Origin of the sequence: Cellulomonas fimi (genome assembly GCF_028583725.1) — a bacterium.
Classification (GTDB): domain Bacteria; phylum Actinomycetota; class Actinomycetes; order Actinomycetales; family Cellulomonadaceae; genus Cellulomonas; species Cellulomonas fimi_B.
Map to the genome: position 1 here is coordinate 144,328 of NZ_CP110680.1, position 14,050 is coordinate 158,377.

At 77.0% G+C, this 14,050-nt stretch carries 13 protein-coding genes; 10 read left to right on the forward strand and 3 right to left on the reverse strand.

What is annotated here, in order from left to right; all coding sequences use genetic code 11:
* Nucleotides 1–106 precede the first annotated feature (106 nt).
* From OOT42_RS00640 to OOT42_RS00675, 8 genes are read left to right on the forward strand one after another with little or no spacing between them, the layout of a single operon-like run.
* Nucleotides 107–1,525 (forward strand): FHA domain-containing protein, encoded by a 1,419-nt coding sequence (locus OOT42_RS00640; RefSeq protein ID WP_273653049.1) that lies wholly within the window; start codon nt 107–109, stop codon nt 1,523–1,525.
* Nucleotides 1,522–2,592 carry a DUF6177 family protein gene (locus tag OOT42_RS00645; RefSeq protein ID WP_273653050.1) on the forward strand — a complete coding sequence of 357 codons (1,071 nt, stop codon included), beginning with the start codon at nt 1,522–1,524 and terminating at the stop codon, nt 2,590–2,592. Before OOT42_RS00640 ends, OOT42_RS00645 begins: the two co-directional genes overlap by 4 nt.
* Nucleotides 2,576–2,830, forward strand: coding sequence for a hypothetical protein (locus tag OOT42_RS00650; RefSeq protein WP_273653051.1), 255 nt, complete (start codon nt 2,576–2,578; stop codon nt 2,828–2,830). The genes OOT42_RS00645 and OOT42_RS00650 overlap by 17 nt, the downstream gene beginning before the upstream one ends.
* Complete coding sequence (locus tag OOT42_RS00655) at nt 2,827–4,143, forward strand: EsaB/YukD family protein (protein ID WP_273653052.1); 1,317 nt, start codon at nt 2,827–2,829, stop codon at nt 4,141–4,143. Before OOT42_RS00650 ends, OOT42_RS00655 begins: the two co-directional genes overlap by 4 nt.
* A complete protein-coding gene (locus OOT42_RS00660; RefSeq protein ID WP_273653053.1) occupies nt 4,143–5,171 on the forward strand; it encodes a hypothetical protein in 1,029 nt (342 codons plus the stop codon). The genes OOT42_RS00655 and OOT42_RS00660 overlap by 1 nt, the downstream gene beginning before the upstream one ends.
* Complete coding sequence (gene eccCa, locus OOT42_RS00665; protein ID WP_273653054.1) at nt 5,168–9,118, forward strand: type VII secretion protein EccCa; 3,951 nt, start codon at nt 5,168–5,170, stop codon at nt 9,116–9,118. The genes OOT42_RS00660 and eccCa overlap by 4 nt, the downstream gene beginning before the upstream one ends.
* Nucleotides 9,108–9,494, forward strand: a complete 387-nt coding sequence (locus OOT42_RS00670; RefSeq protein ID WP_273653055.1) for a hypothetical protein — start codon at nt 9,108–9,110, stop codon at nt 9,492–9,494. The genes eccCa and OOT42_RS00670 overlap by 11 nt, the downstream gene beginning before the upstream one ends.
* A 3-nt stretch (nt 9,495–9,497) precedes the next feature.
* A complete protein-coding gene (locus tag OOT42_RS00675; RefSeq protein WP_273653056.1) occupies nt 9,498–10,157 on the forward strand; it encodes a hypothetical protein in 660 nt (219 codons plus the stop codon).
* A gap of 146 nt (nt 10,158–10,303) precedes the next feature.
* Here the strand turns inward: OOT42_RS00675 and OOT42_RS00680 are convergent, their stop codons facing one another.
* The 3 genes from OOT42_RS00680 to OOT42_RS00690 all read right to left on the reverse strand — a co-directional run bounded on the left by OOT42_RS00680 (nt 10,304) and on the right by OOT42_RS00690 (nt 13,046).
* Nucleotides 10,304–11,128, reverse strand: a complete 825-nt coding sequence (locus tag OOT42_RS00680; protein ID WP_273653057.1) for an ABC transporter permease — start codon at nt 11,126–11,128, stop codon at nt 10,304–10,306.
* A complete protein-coding gene (locus OOT42_RS00685; protein ID WP_273653058.1) occupies nt 11,125–12,159 on the reverse strand; it encodes an ABC transporter ATP-binding protein in 1,035 nt (344 codons plus the stop codon). The genes OOT42_RS00680 and OOT42_RS00685 overlap by 4 nt, the downstream gene beginning before the upstream one ends.
* 194 nt (nt 12,160–12,353) lie before the next feature.
* Nucleotides 12,354–13,046, reverse strand: a complete 693-nt coding sequence (locus OOT42_RS00690) for a PadR family transcriptional regulator (protein WP_273653059.1) — start codon at nt 13,044–13,046, stop codon at nt 12,354–12,356.
* 120 nt (nt 13,047–13,166) lie between these two features.
* Between OOT42_RS00690 and OOT42_RS00695 the strand changes: the two genes are divergently transcribed.
* A complete protein-coding gene (locus OOT42_RS00695; RefSeq protein WP_273653060.1) occupies nt 13,167–13,472 on the forward strand; it encodes a DUF1905 domain-containing protein in 306 nt (101 codons plus the stop codon).
* 51 nt (nt 13,473–13,523) lie between these two features.
* The gene (locus OOT42_RS00700) at nt 13,524–14,042 is read left to right on the forward strand and encodes a low molecular weight protein-tyrosine-phosphatase (protein ID WP_423776026.1); all 519 of its coding nucleotides are present in this window, start codon (nt 13,524–13,526) and stop codon (nt 14,040–14,042) included.
* Nucleotides 14,043–14,050: the final 8 nt, after the last annotated feature.

A 14,050-nucleotide genomic window follows, 5' to 3' on the forward strand; every position in this document is an offset into this window, starting at 1 on the left:
GACGTGCCCCCGGTGCGGGTCGGCGGTCCTGCGCGGGCGTCGTGAGCCCCTCGCGGTCCTGGAGGGCGCGCGTCGCGCCCCCACCGCGTCCGTCGTCGTCGGCCTCGTGATCGACGTCCTCCTCGTGCTCGTCGCCCTCGCGCCCGCCGTCGTGGGTGCCGTCGGCACGGCGCCCGCCGGCCGGGCGCTCGTCGCCCTCGGTGCCGTGCTCGCGGTCGCCGTCGTCCTGGTGCTGCTCGTCGTGCTCGGGCGGACCGGGCGGACGCCGGGGCTCGCCGCGCTCGGCCTGCGGCTCGTCGACGGCGCCTCGGGGATGGCTCCCGGGCGCGGGACGGGCATCGCGACGTGGGCCCGTGACGGCGTGGTGCTCGACGTGCGCGGCGGGGTCGACACCGCGCGGCGGGCGACCGTCGGGACGCGTGAGGCGATCGGCCGGCTGCGCCCTGCACCTGCCGCGGGCGGTGCCGTCGGTGCCCGTGACGCAGCGACGGGGGCGACCACCGCCGCCGCCCGCGGAGCCGGCGCGTCGTCGCCTGCCACCGCCGGCGCCGCCGGCGCACGGTACGGCGCACCCGCCGCCGACGACGCCCGGTACGGCACGGCTGCCGGCTACGGCGTCGCCCCCCGCACGGGCGACGCCTGGTCCGGTGCTCCCGCTGCTCCGGGCGCCGCACCCGCGACGACGTCCGGGCCGGCGGGGCCCGGGGCCGCGAACCCGTGGGCCTCGACGGCGGGGGCCGGGTCGGCCGACAGCGGCGAGGCCGGCGGACAGGCGGCGCCGGCGGCCGGCGGTCGGCGGGCCGCGCGTCTCGCTGCCGCGTCCGCATCCTCCACGGAGCCCTCGGGCGCCCGCGGCGAGCAGGCGTCCTCGCCGACGCCCCGCGTCGCGCTCCCGCCGTCGGGCGCGTTCCCGACCGTCTCGACCGGCACCCCCGGTCGCGGTGCGCCGACCGCGGGCGGTGCGGCGGCGGGCGTCGTCCTGCCGCCCGTCCGCCCGCTCGACGACGCCGGCCACACCGGGCCCGCCGGCTGGACCCCGACGCGCGCGACCGAGGCTGCTGCCGGGGGCCAGCACGCCGCACCGGGCCAGGGAGGCGGCTCCGCGGGTCCGTCCGGCTCGACGGCACCCCTCTCGGGCGCCGAGCCCGTGGTCGGCCCGGGCGGCGCTGCGGCCCGACCGACCGGTGGGGCGCACGGGATCGTGCTCGTCGCCGACGACGGCGAGCGGCTGCTCGTCACCGGGCTCACGCTGATCGGGCGGAACCCCGAGCCGCGGCCCGGCGAGGTCGTCGCGGGGCTGGTCCCGATGATCGACATGACCCGCTCGGTGTCGAAGACGCACGCGTCGGTCCGCTGGGACGGCACGACGCTGTGGGTCGCCGACCGCGGCTCCACGAACGGCACCGCGGTCGTGCGGCCGGGCGCTCAGCCGCTGCGCGTCGGCACGGCGACCGAGGAAGAGGCCCCGGTGGGCTCCCAGCTCCGGCTCGGCGAGCGCGTGTTCCGCGTGGAGGCGACGGCATGACGGTTCCGCACCCGGCGCTGGACGCGCGCGCGGGCGAGGTCCTGGTGACGGAGACGCGCGCGGAGGTCGCCTACCTCAGCGAGACGCGCGCCGACCTGCTGGTGCGTGCGCGTGCCGACGGGCGGCGGGTCGCCCTCGTGAGCGACGAGGTGACGCGGCTGTCGTACCCGATGCGGGAGGCGCTGCGGGACTCGGGCGGCGCGTGGGTCGTGCGCGGGATCGACGGCACGCTGCGCGACGGGTCCGACGGGCGGCGGCTGTCGTCGGTCGGCGAGATCGCGACGCGCGGGCCGATCACGGCCGCCGAGGACGTCGCGGTGCGGTTCCTGCGCCCGGTCGCACCGCAGTCGGTGCAGCTCGTCGTGTCGCAGGCCGTGCGGCACCGCGCGACGGCCGACACGCAGCTCGGCGGGACGGCGGAGCTCTTCGCCGAGGACCTGACGGGAGCGGCGCCGAGCGGGTGGGGCGCGCACGAGCCCGCGGTCGTGGCATGGGACCGCGTGCGGCTCACCGAGCTCGCGCGGAACCGGATGCCGGAGGAGACGACGGTCGTCGTCGCGGGCACCCCCGAGCGGCCGCTCGTCGGCACGATCCGCACCGCGCGCACCGAGCACGGCCTGGAGGAGACGACGCAGCTCGTCGTCGGCGTCGGCGCGCCGGGCAGCCCGCAGGCACGCGCCGCGATCGACGCGCTCCCGGGCACGTTCGACCGGCTCGCGTCGCGCACCATGCCGCTGTTCGGCCTCGTCATGGGTCGCCAGGGCCGTCGCGACCTCACGTTCCCGTCGGTGCTGGAGGCGCCGCCGGTGCCGCTCGGGATGCTCGTCGGGCCGCCCGGTGTCCGCGACCTCGGCCTGCCGGTCGACGAGCTCGTGCGCACCCTCGGCGCGCGCGTCGTGGGGCGTCCGCGCGTCCCCGGCCTGTACTTCCCGCTCGGCACCCTGGAGCGTGACGGCTGGCAGGCGTTCGACGAGGTGCTGCGCGCGATCGGGCACGACCGGGTCCGTGAGGCCCTCGGGGCACCGCGCGGACCGTGGGAGGGGGCGCTCGATGGCCCGCGACCCTGACGCCGTCCTGCTGGAGTCCGTGCGCGTCCACCGCGCGCGCCTGCGCGCCGCGTTCCTGCACGGCGACCTGCGCGACCGGCGGACCACCAACGACAACGTGCGGCGCTTCGTGGGGAGCGTCGTCGTGGCCGCGCTCGCGTGCGCGGGCTGCGCCGGCTACTCGTTCGTCCAGGCGAACAGCGGGTCGCTGCGCGGCGGACCGACGAGCCCCCAGACGACGATCGGGACGACACCGTGAGCACCTTCACCCGACTGACGCTGGTCGGCGCCGAGCGTCGTGCGGAGGTCGTCGTGCCGTCCGACGAGGGCGTCGCCGCGATGCTGCCGCAGCTGCTCGAGCTCCTCGGCGAGTCCCCGCGCCTCGCCCCGCAGGCGGTGTCGCTCGTCCGTGTGACGGGCGACCAGGTCGACCTCGCGCTGGACCCGGCGTCGCAGGGCCTGCTCGACGGCGAGGTGCTGCGCGTCGTGCGTGCCGCGGCCGCCCCGCCGCCCGCGGAGGTCGCCGACGTGACCGACGCCGCTGCGGAGGAGCTGCGGGCCCGCACCGACCGGTGGTCGGCGTCGTCGCGCCGCGTGCTGGCCGCCGTCGTCGTCGGGCTCGCGACCGCGGCGTCGGTCGTCGCGGTGCCGCTCGTCGAGCAGCCGGTCGCGGGTGCCGCGGGCGTCGCGGGTCTCGCGCTGGTGCTCGCGGCCGTCGCCGCCGGGCTGGGGCGCGCGGGTCGCCGGTACGCCGGGCTGGTCCTCACCGCCGCGGTGGTCGGGACGGGCGTGCCCTTCGCGGCGCTGCTGCTCGCGACGGGGGACGTGCCGCTCGCCGAGGCGGCGACCGCAGGGTCGCTGCTCGCGTGGGTCGCGCTCGGTGCGGGGGCCGGGATCGGGCGGTCGGACCGCGGCGCGGCCGTCGGCGCCGTCGCGGGTCTCGTGCTCACGACGCTCCAGCTCGTGCTCGGCGCGCTGCTGCCCGAGGTCCGCGCCGACGCGGTCGTCGCCGTCGTGGCCGTGATCGCGTGCGGGCTGCTGCCCTGGTGGGCGATGACCACGTCGGGCCTCACCGGGCTCGACGACGCCGCGCTCGACGGGACGGCCCCGCGTCGGCCCGCGGTGCGGCTGGCGCTCGGTGACGCGTACGCGGGGCTGACCTGGAGCACGGTCGCCGTGGCCGTCGCGGCGGCGACCTCGTGCGCCGGCCTGATCGCGTCGCAGGACACGGGTGCGACGGTGCTCGCGGTGCTCGCGCTCGTCGTCCTGGCGCTGCGTACCCGCAGCCTGCCGCTGCGGCCGCAGGTCGCGCTGCTGTGGGCGGCGGTCGTCGTGCCGCTGGTCGTCGGGGTGCTCGGGCCGTGGGGTTCCGGCGAGCCCGTCGCCGCGGCCGGTGGGGCGCTCGCGCTCGCCGTCGTCGCGGCCGCGGTCGCCGGCACGGACCCGTCGGGGCAGCAGCGTGCCCGGTGGCGTCGGATCGGCGACCTCGCGGAGCTGCTCGGCGTCCTCGCGATGCTGCCCACGTTGCTCGGAGTCCTCGGCCTCTACGCCGACCTGCTCGGGACGTTCTGATGGCGGGGGCACGGCTGCGGGAGGTCGCCCGGCTGACCCTCGCGGGGTCGACGGGCCTCGCGCGCACGCTCGAGGAGGCCGACCAGGGCCTCCGGCGCCCGGTGTCGACCAGCCGGCGTGTCGCCGTCGTGCAGGCGGACGGCGGTGCGGGCGCGACGACGACGCTCGCCGGTGCGGCGACCGCGCTGGCGCAGCGGCGCCCGGCCGCGGTGCTCACGGTCGACGCCGCGGCCGGTGCGGCGGCGCTGGTCGCCGCGACGCGCGCGCCCGAGCCCCTGCCGTGGACCGTCGCACGCGGCGCGACCGCGGGGCTGGTCCGAGCCGCCGACGCACGGGCCGCGCTGCCCGTCGGGCGCGGCGGGCTGCGGGTCCTGGGCGACGGGACCGCGTCGTCGCCGTGGCCGCCGGGTCCGCGAGCGTGGCGCGAGGCGGTCGACCCGGTCGGCCGGTTCTTCGACGTCGTGCTCACGGACTGGGGCGTGCGGCCGTCGACCGACCTCGGCGTCGTCGCGGGGGACCACCACGTCGTGGCGGTCGTCGCGCGCGCCGATCGCGGGCCGGCCGAGCGCGGTGCGGTGCTCGCGGCCCGCCTGGCGACGGGGGCGCACGACGGCTTCGCGCCGGGTCGGCTCGACGCCGGCGTCGCGGGTGCGGGATCCGGGCGTCCCGGCGGAGGTGGCACCGGGGCGTCGCGCGTCGGCGGTCCGGGTGCTGCGGTCGTGCCCGGCGCGGGACCCGGCGGCGCCGGGCTCCTCGACGGCGTGTCGGGCGACGGGTGGCGTGCGCCCGCCGTCGTGCTCGTGCTGGTCGACGTCGGCGGGACCGCCGGGCGGACGGACACGGTCGCGCGCGACGCGCTCGACGGGCTGCCGGTGAGCGTGGTGAGCGTCCCGCACGACGTGCTGCTCGGGCGCGGCGACGTCGTCGCGGGCACGGCCGTGAAGGCGGCGTGGTCGGCGCTCGCGTCGCACCTGCTGGCCCGCGCGTGCGACCCGTCGTCCGCGCTCGCCGACGGGCAGGTCGCATGACGCGCGTCCTCGTGCACCGGCCCGCGCGCGTCGTCCGGCCGCTGGAGCAGCCGCCGGACGTGCCGGTCGCCGCGCCGCCGCAGACGAACGACGCCACCGGCGGTGCGGGCCTCCAGTCGCTGCTGCCGGTCGTCGGCGCGGTCGGCTCGATGACGATGATGCTGGTGCTGCGCGGGAACCCGCTGTTCGTGCTGGTCGGGATCATGGTGCTGGTCGTCGCGCTCGTCGGTGGCGTCGGCATGGCCCTGAGCAGCCGTGGGACCGCGGCCCGGACGCGGCGGCTCCAGCGCGAGCGGTACCTCGACTACCTCGAGGAGCTCCGCGCGGACCTCGCGGACGCGGAGGACGACGCCCGCAGCACGGCCCTCACGGTGCACCCGGACCCGGTCGCGCTGGTCGACGTCGTGCGCGACCCGGAGCGGCGCTGGGAGCGGCGGCGCACCGACCCCGACTTCCTCGACCTGCGCGTCGGCGTCGGGGACCGGCCGTGGTTCTCGCTCGTCGTGCCGGAGGACCCGAACCCGACCCAGCCGTTCGACCCCGCGATGGCGGCCGAGGCGCGTACCGTCGTGACCCGGCACGCGCGCGTGCCGCAGATGCCCGTGACCGTGCGGCTGGACCGGGCGGGCGAGGTCGCGGTCGTCGGGCCGCGCGACGCCGGGCTGGCCGTCGTGCGCGCGCTCGTCACGCAGGCCGTCGCGCTGCACGCGCCGGACGACCTGCAGGTGGCGGCGGCGTTCCCCGCGGCCCGCGCCGGCGACTGGGCGTGGCTCGGTGCGGTGCCGCACGTCGTCGACGACACGCTGTTCGACGGTCCCGTCGCCGCGCGACGCGTCGCGGGCGACCTCGCCGGGCTCGTGCGGGTCGTCGGGCCCACGCTCGTGGACCGCGCGCAGGCGGCCGCCCGGGCACGACGCAGCGGCGGCATGGGCGACGGTGCCGCGTTCGCCGCGCGCCTGCTGGTGCTGTCCGACGACCACGGCGACGTCGCGCAGGTGCTGCCCGCGGTCGACGCGGCGCTGCGGCCTGCCGACCTCGGCGTGACGGTCGTGCACCTCGTCGAGGACCGGCGGCACGAGCCGTCGGACACCGCGGTCCGGCTCACGGTCGACGCGGACGGCTCGGTCGTCGTCGAGGACCTCCGTGACCCCGACGCCGTGCCCGTGCGGGCGACCGTCGACGACGTCCCGGTCCCGCTCGCGTCGGGCCTCACACGCGCGCTCACGCCGCTGCGCCTGTCGTGGGAGGACAGCGCCGAGGCGGGCGAGGCCGCCGCGATCGGCACGGACGCGCTGCTGGGCGTCGAGGACGTCCGCCGCATCGACCTGCACCGCACGTGGGCGCCCCGCTCGCCGCGCGACTTCCTGCGCGTGCCGGTCGGCGTCGACGACACGGGCACGCCGCTCCTGCTGGACCTCAAGGAGTCGGCACAGCTCGGCATGGGCCCGCACGGGCTGTGCGTCGGCGCGACCGGTTCCGGCAAGTCGGAGATGCTGCGGACGCTGGTCGCGGCGCTCGCGATCACGCACCCGCCCGACGACCTCGCGATGATCCTCGTCGACTACAAGGGCGGTGCGGCGTTCGCGCCGTTCGCGGGCCTGCCGCACGTCGCGGGCATCATCGACAACCTCGCCGACGACGCCGGGCTGACCGAGCGGGCGCGCGCGAGCATCGCGGGCGAGGTCGTCCGCCGCCAGCAGGTGCTGCGCGACGCGGGCTCGTCTCCGTCGATCACGCACTACCGCGAGATGCGCGCGACGACCCGCCCCGACCTGCCGCCGCTGCCGCACCTCCTGCTCGTGATCGACGAGTTCGGCGAGCTGCTCACGGCCGACCCGGACTTCGTCGACCTGCTGCTGACGATCGGCCGCATCGGCCGGTCGATCGGGATGCACCTGCTGCTGTCGAGCCAGCGCATCGAGTCGGGCCGCCTGCGCGGGCTGGAGACGTACCTGTCGTACCGGATCGGCCTGCGCACGTTCTCCGAGGCCGAGAGCTCGGTCGTCCTCGACACCCCCGACGCGTTCCACCTGCCGGCCGTGCCCGGGTACGGGTACCTCAAGGTCGACACGACGGTCTACCAGCGGTTCCGCGCGGGCTACGTGTCCGGGCCGCTGCCGACCGACGACGTCCCCGAGCCGGAGGTCACCGACGAGACGCGCCGGCCGCTGCTCGTGCCCGTGCACCACGGGCTGCTCGCGGCGAACGGGATCGGCGACGGCGCGCCCGGCGAGGTCGAGCTCGTGCGGCCGTCCGTCGGGGCGTCGATGGTCGACGTGGTCGTCGAGCAGCTCGCGTCCGCCGCGACCCCGACGACCCCGGTGTGGCTGCCGCCGCTGCCCGCACGCGTCGCGCTCGGCGGGCTGGTCGGCGAGGCGCGCCCGCCGCACCTCACGGTGCCGCTCGGCATCCGCGACGACCCCGCGAAGCAGCGGCAGGAGCCCTGGCGTCTCGACCTCACGCGCGCCGGCGGGCACGTCGCGATCATCGGTGCGCCGCAGTCCGGGCGCACGACGGTCCTGTGGACGCTCGCCGCGGGCCTCGCGCTCACGCACGACCCGCGGCAGGTCGCGCTGTACGGCATGGACCTCGCCGGCGGTGGGCTCAGCCGCCTGGAGGCGTTCCCGCACGTCGGCGGCGTCGCGACCCGGTCGAGCCGGGACCGGCTGCGGCGCCTGCTGGAGGAGCTGCACGGAATGCTCGCCCAGCGCGAGCGGGTCTTCGCCGAGCACGGCATCGACTCGCTCGCGCTCCTGCGCGCGCGGCACGCCGCCGGGCAGGTGCCCGAGCTCGCGACCGCCGACGTGGTGCTGCTCGTCGACGGCGTGGGCGCCGTGCGCGGCGACTTCGAGGAGCTCGACGAGACGTTCACCGCGCTGCTGTCGCGCGGCAGCGGCTTCGGCATCCACGTCGTCATGACGATGGCGCGCTGGAACGAGGTGCGCATGCAGAGCCAGCCGCTCGTCGGCACGCGCATCGAGCTGCGGCTCAACGACCCGGGCGACTCGACCGTGGGGCGCAAGCTCGCCGCGACGCTGCGCGCCGACCAGCCGGGCCGCGCCCTCACCGACGACGGCCTGTTCGCGCAGGTCGCGCTGCCGCTGCCCGACACCGCCGCGCTCGACGGTGACGTCGCGACGGTCGGCGCAGGGCTCGACGCGCTCGCCGACGAGGCCCGCCGTCGCTGGGGTGGCGCGGCGGCCGCGCCGAAGATCCGCGAGCTCCCCGAGGTGCTCGACGTGGCCACCCTGCCCGACCCGCTCGACGAGCCCGACCTCGTGCCGTTCGGCCTCCGGCAGGACACCATGTCGCCCGCGCTGCTCGACCTCGTCGCGCGCGACCAGCACCTGCTCGTGCTCGGCGACCCGCGCTGCGGCAAGACGACGCTGCTGCGCACGGTCGTCGAGGGGCTCGTGGACCGGTCGACGCCCGACGAGCTCGTCGTCGCGGTGTTCGACCCGCGCGGCGGTCTCGCCGACGTCTGCCCCGAGGACTACCTGGGCGGCCGCGCGACGAGCGCGCCCCTCGCGCTGCAGCTGTCGACGGCCGTCGCCGCCGAGCTCGCGAAGCGCACCGGCGACGGCGCCTCGGCCGGTCCCCGGATCGTCGTCGTGGTCGACGACTACGACATCCTCGCCTCGGGCGGCACCGACCCGCTGCGCCCCCTGCTCGAGCACCTGCCCGCCGCGCGCGACCTGCGGCTGCACGTGCTGCTCACCCGACCCGTGGCCGGCGCGTCGCGCGCGCTCTACGACCCCGTCCTCCAGGCCGTCCGCGACACCGGCGGCAGCGGCTTCCTCATGGCCGGTGAGCGGTCCGAGGGTCAGGTCTTCCCCGGCCAGTACGCGGAGCTGCTCCCACCCGGACGCGGCAAGTGGCTGCGTCGCGGCGAACGGCCCACGCTCGTCCAGGTCGCCACGTCGCAGGAGGTGCCCGGTGCCCCGTGAGCTCGTCGTCCTCAGCCCGACCGCGCCCGACGCGCGCGTGCTCGTCGAGGCCGGTGCCGCCGTCGACCCCGACCTCGGGCTGCGCACCCTGCACGACGGCGCCGTGCACCAGGTCGTGCGCGTCGACCCCGCCGACCCGTCGCAGGGCACGGGCGTCGTGAGCATCATGCAGCCGCTGCGCGTCGACAACGTCGCGGAGGTCCGTCGGCTGCTGCCGACCCTGACCGCGCTGCCGCCGTGGCTGGACGCCGGCCAGCCGGTGTGGTGGGTCGAGGCCGTAGCGCCGTGGGGCGACCTCGGCCGGACCGGGATCGCCGTCGTGCAGGAGATGGCCGCGCGCCTCGGCGGCGTGTGCGTCGTGCAGGACGGCGAGTAGCCCGTGTCGTTCGTCGCGCCCCCGCCCCCGGCGCTCGCCGGGCTGCCGGAGTCCGTCCTCGCCGCCGTCGGCCGTCCGCTGCCCGCGTCCGGTGCCGTGCACGTCGCGGGCGTCGGAGGCGGTGTGGGGACGACGACCGTCGCCGGGCTCGTGTGGTCGGTGCTCGCGCTCGCGCACCCCGGTGCCGTCGGGCTCACCGAGCACGCGGCCGTCGTCGGCGGAGGAGGTCTGGGTGGCGGCCGGGTCGTCGCGCGGGTCGACGGTGAGGTCCCGACCACGGCGCCCGTCGTCGTGCACGACCGTGGACCGCTCGCCGCGGTCGTCGCCGAGTCGGAGCCCGGGCCGTCGCGCGTGCTGGTCGTCGTGTGCCGCGCCCACGCCGCGGGGATCGCGGACGCCGCGCGCGCCGTCGAGCGGGTCGGGGTGCGCGGTCCCGACGACCTGCGACGCGTCGTCGTCGCCGCCGTCGCGACCACCGGGGCCGCGCCGGGCACGCGGGCCGTCGCGGACGCCGCCGACCGTCTGGGGCTGGCGGTGCCGCTCGTCGTCGTCCCGTTCTCCCGCCACCTTGCCGCGGGCGGCGCCCTGCCCGGTCCGGACCTGCGCCCCCTCGCCGCCGGCGGCGTCCTGACGTCCCACGCCCTGGCGGCCCTCACCTCCTGACCCCTCGCGGCTGCGGACCGCTCGGGTCCTCGGTCACCCACGCCGCACGACCCCGTCAGGGGGACCGTTCCCGGGGGTTCTCGGGTCGCCATGACGGGATCGTGCGGCTCGGCGGAGCCGTGGGGTCGTCGGGAGGTGCTTCCGGGTCAGAGGGCGCGTTGGTACCTGCGCATCGCCGCGACCGACCAGGCGGCGACCAGGACGGCGAGCACCGCCAGGAGGGCCGAGCGCGTGCCGACGAGGGACCAGTCGACGTCCGTCGACATCGCGGTGCGCGCGACCTCCGTCGCCCAGGTGAGCGGGTTGAACCGCGCCGCCGACTCGACCCACGCGGGCAGCAGGTCGGGGGGCATGAGTGCCGTCGAGACGAAGGTCGCGGGCAGGACGATCGTCGTCGAGATGCCGATGAGCGCCGTCTGGTCGCGGGCGAGCAGTGCGACGGCCGTCGACAGCGAGCAGAACGACGCCGCGAGCAGCAACGACGCCCCGAGCGCGACGGCCAGCCCGACGACGCCGCCGTCGAACCGTGCGCCCGCCGCGAACGCGATCGCGAGGACGATCACACCCTGCACCGCCGTGAGCAGGAGCTGCTGGACGAGCTGCCCGACCACGAGTGCCGACCGGCGCACCGGCGACGTCAGCAGGCGGTCCATGACGCCGCTGCGGATGTCATCGATGAAGCCGGTCCCCGCCCACGCGCCCGAGTACAGGACGGTCATCATGAGGATGCCCGGCACCAGGAACGTCAGGTAGTCCGCGCCCTCGAAGCCCGGCACGGTCGCCACGGACTCGAAGACGTTCCCGAACAGCACGATCCACACGAGGGGCTGCAGCACCGAGACGCCGAGGCCCCACGGCTGGCGGACCGTGTCGACGACCCACCGCCGGCACACCTCCCCGGTCTGGGCGAACCACGACGCACGGCGGGCCGCCGAGGCGGCGGTGCGGGTGGGGGCGAGCGTGGCGGTCATCGGGCCACCTCCCGGGCGTCGAGTGCGTCGGACGGGTCGGTCGGGCGGTCCGTCGACGAGTCCGACCAGGAACGGCCCGCGTAGCGCAGGTAGACGTCGTCGAGCGTCGGTCGGGACACCGCGACGGCCCCGTGCCGGACGCCCGCCGCCTGGAGCGCGGCGATGGTCGCGCCGACGACCGCGGGACCGTCGGGGGTGCGGGCGACGAGCCGTCCCGTCGGGCCCTCGACGTGCACGACGACGTCGCTCAGGATGCCCGCGACGGCGCGCCGCACGGCGTCGGCGTCGGGCTCGACGAGGTCGACGGTGAGGGTGTCGCCGACGAGCGTCGCCTTGAGCTCGTCGGGTGTCCCGGCGGCGACGACGCGCCCCCGGTCGACGATGCTGAGCCCGTCGGCCAGCCGGTCGGCCTCGTCGAGGTAGTGCGTCGTGAGCAGGACGGTGAGCGCGTCCTCGCCGGCCAGGCGGCGGATCTCGTCCCACATCGCCGCGCGCGCCTCCGGGTCGAGCCCGGTCGTCGGCTCGTCGAGGAACAGCACGCGCGGCGCGTCGACGAGGCCGAGCGCGACGTCGAGCTTGCGTCGCGTCCCGCCGGAGAGGCCGCCCGTGCGGCGGTCACCGGCGTCGCCGAGGCCGAACCGGTCGACCAGCGCGGCCGCGCGGTCGGACGCGTCGGACCGCGTCGCGCCGCGCAGCCGGGCGGCCATGACGAGGTTCTCGCGCGGGGTGAGCAGCGGGTCGGCGCCGGTGCCCTGCGAGACGTAGCCGATGCTGCGGCGCACCTCGTCGGCGTCGACGACGACGTCCTGCCCGACGACGCGGGCCGTGCCGCTCGTCGCGCGCGACAGGGTCGTGAGGATCTTCGTGGTGGTGGACTTGCCGGCACCGTTCGGGCCGAGCAGCCCGTGGACGGTCCCGGCGGGGACGGTGAGCGTGAGGCCGTCGAGGGCGCGGACGTCCGGGCGGCCACGGCCGCCGGGGTACGTCTTGACCAGGTCGACCGCCTCCACCGCCGGTGGGCGGATGGGCATGGTGGTGCTCCTTCTCGGTCGGACCGAGGTGCCACCTATGCTGGTCGGTGCAGCGGATCGCACAGGTGTCCCGCCTCGCGGCGGGGGCTCGGTCGGTTCGTCGTCGGTCGGCCCGGGTGTGCCAGCACCTGGGCCGACCTCGTTCCCGGGGGTCCCCGGGGGTCTGGGTCGCGACGGCGGATCGACGGCCGACGTCAGCGGTCGGGCGGGCCCTCCTGTCCCGCGAGGAACGGCGAGAGCGCGTCGGCGACCGCCTCCGCGAGCTCGTCCGGGTCGATGCGGCCCGCGGCGTTCGTCCGCGCGTGCAGCGACCGCCACAGGTCGACGTGCTCCAGGGAGCCGTCGGTGATCGACTGCTCGAGCCCGACGACGAAGTCGAGCTCCGCGCGCAGCAGCCCGATCTCGTACTCCGCCTCGAGCGCGAAGATCCGCGGCAGGCCTTGCCGGCGGGCCTCGTCGACCGTGGTCTCGAGCGACGTGAGCGTCGTCCGGACCGACGCGGCGCGCATGCGCAGGAGCCGGGCGACGTCGTCGGGCGGGAGCAGCGGCAGGAACGACAGCGCCGCCTCGAACTGCGGGAACTCCTTGACCGGCGTGCGGACGAGGTCGCTCAGCCAGTCGACGGCCTCCGTCGCGCCGTCGTCGGTGATCCGGTACACCGTGCGCGTCGGGCGGTTGCCCTCGCGCTCGGTCGACGCCGCCTCGATCAGCCCGCGCTTCTCCAGCCCTTCGACGACGGAGTACAGCGACCCGAAGTTGAGCCGCACGGTCTCGTCCTTGCGGCGCTCGCGCAGGGTCATCGACATCTCGTAGGGGTGCATGGGTCGCTCCCAGAGCAGCGTGAGCACGGCCAGTGCCAACGGGTTGCTCCGCCCTCGCCCTGCCATGCTTCTCACCGCCTCATCACTCGACCCCGAATGCTCGTTCCAGAGTATATCGCGTCTATATCGCGTCTCAACCCCGTCCGGGTTCGTGGCCGGCCGTCCCTACCTCGGCAGGATGGGCGCGTGGAGCTCGAGTTCGACGGCGAGGTGTTCTGGTGGAAGGGCCCGGCGCCCTTCCACTTCGTCACGGTGCCGGAGCCGGAGGCGAGCGAGCTGCGGGCCGCGTCGCCGCTGGTCAGCTACGGCTGGGGCGTGATCCCCGTGGCGGTGGTGATCGGCCGCACGCGCTGGACCACGTCGTTGTTCCCGAAGAAGGGCGCCTACCTGGTCCCGCTGCGCGACGCCGTCCGTGCGGCGGAGGCGATCACGCTGGGCGATGTGGTGTCGGTCCGCCTGACGGTCGACGTCGAGCGCGCCGGTCGTCGCTGACGGCCGCCCGGCGTGCGGGAGGATGGGCCGGTGACCGAGCCGTACCGCGTGATGACCGTGTGCACCGGCAACATCTGCCGGTCCCCGATGGCGGAGATCGTCCTCCGCGACCGCCTCGACGCCGCCGGTCTGGGCGACCGGGTCGTCGTCGACTCGTCCGGGATCAGCGACGAGGAGCACGGGCGGCCGGTCGACCGTCGGGCGCGCGACGTGCTCGCCGCGCACGGGTACCCGGTCGGCGGCGGTCACCGTGCCCGGCAGGTCCGCGCGACCGACCTGCCCGCGCGGGACCTCGTGCTCGCGATGACCGCTCAGCACGCGCGGGCGCTGCGCCGCCTGGCGGGCTCGGGCGACGTCGCGGACCGGATCGTCATGTACCGCTCGTTCGACCCGGCCGCACCCGTCGTCGCCCCGGGTCAGCCCGAGCACGTGCTCGACGTCGACGACCCCTGGTACGGCGGTCCGGAGAACTTCGAGACCTGCCTCGCCGAGGTCGAGGCCGCCGCCGACGGGGTCGTCGCCCACGTGCGTGCGGCGCTCGCGGCCCGCGACGGTGCCCCCACGACCTGACACCGGCA

Coding starts and splice junctions, on each gene's coding strand:
- OOT42_RS00645 (WP_273653050.1), top strand. CDS start 1,522: ATGACGGTTCCGCACCCGGCGCTGGACGCGCGCGCGGGCGAGGTCCTG.
- OOT42_RS00650 (WP_273653051.1), top strand. CDS start 2,576: ATGGCCCGCGACCCTGACGCCGTCCTGCTGGAGTCCGTGCGCGTCCAC.
- OOT42_RS00660 (WP_273653053.1), top strand. CDS start 4,143: ATGGCGGGGGCACGGCTGCGGGAGGTCGCCCGGCTGACCCTCGCGGGG.
- eccCa (WP_273653054.1), top strand. CDS start 5,168: ATGACGCGCGTCCTCGTGCACCGGCCCGCGCGCGTCGTCCGGCCGCTG.
- OOT42_RS00680 (WP_273653057.1), bottom strand. CDS start 11,128: ATGACCGCCACGCTCGCCCCCACCCGCACCGCCGCCTCGGCGGCCCGC.
- OOT42_RS00685 (WP_273653058.1), bottom strand. CDS start 12,159: ATGCCCATCCGCCCACCGGCGGTGGAGGCGGTCGACCTGGTCAAGACG.
- OOT42_RS00690 (WP_273653059.1), bottom strand. CDS start 13,046: ATGGCAGGGCGAGGGCGGAGCAACCCGTTGGCACTGGCCGTGCTCACG.
- OOT42_RS00700 (WP_423776026.1), top strand. CDS start 13,524: ATGACCGTGTGCACCGGCAACATCTGCCGGTCCCCGATGGCGGAGATC.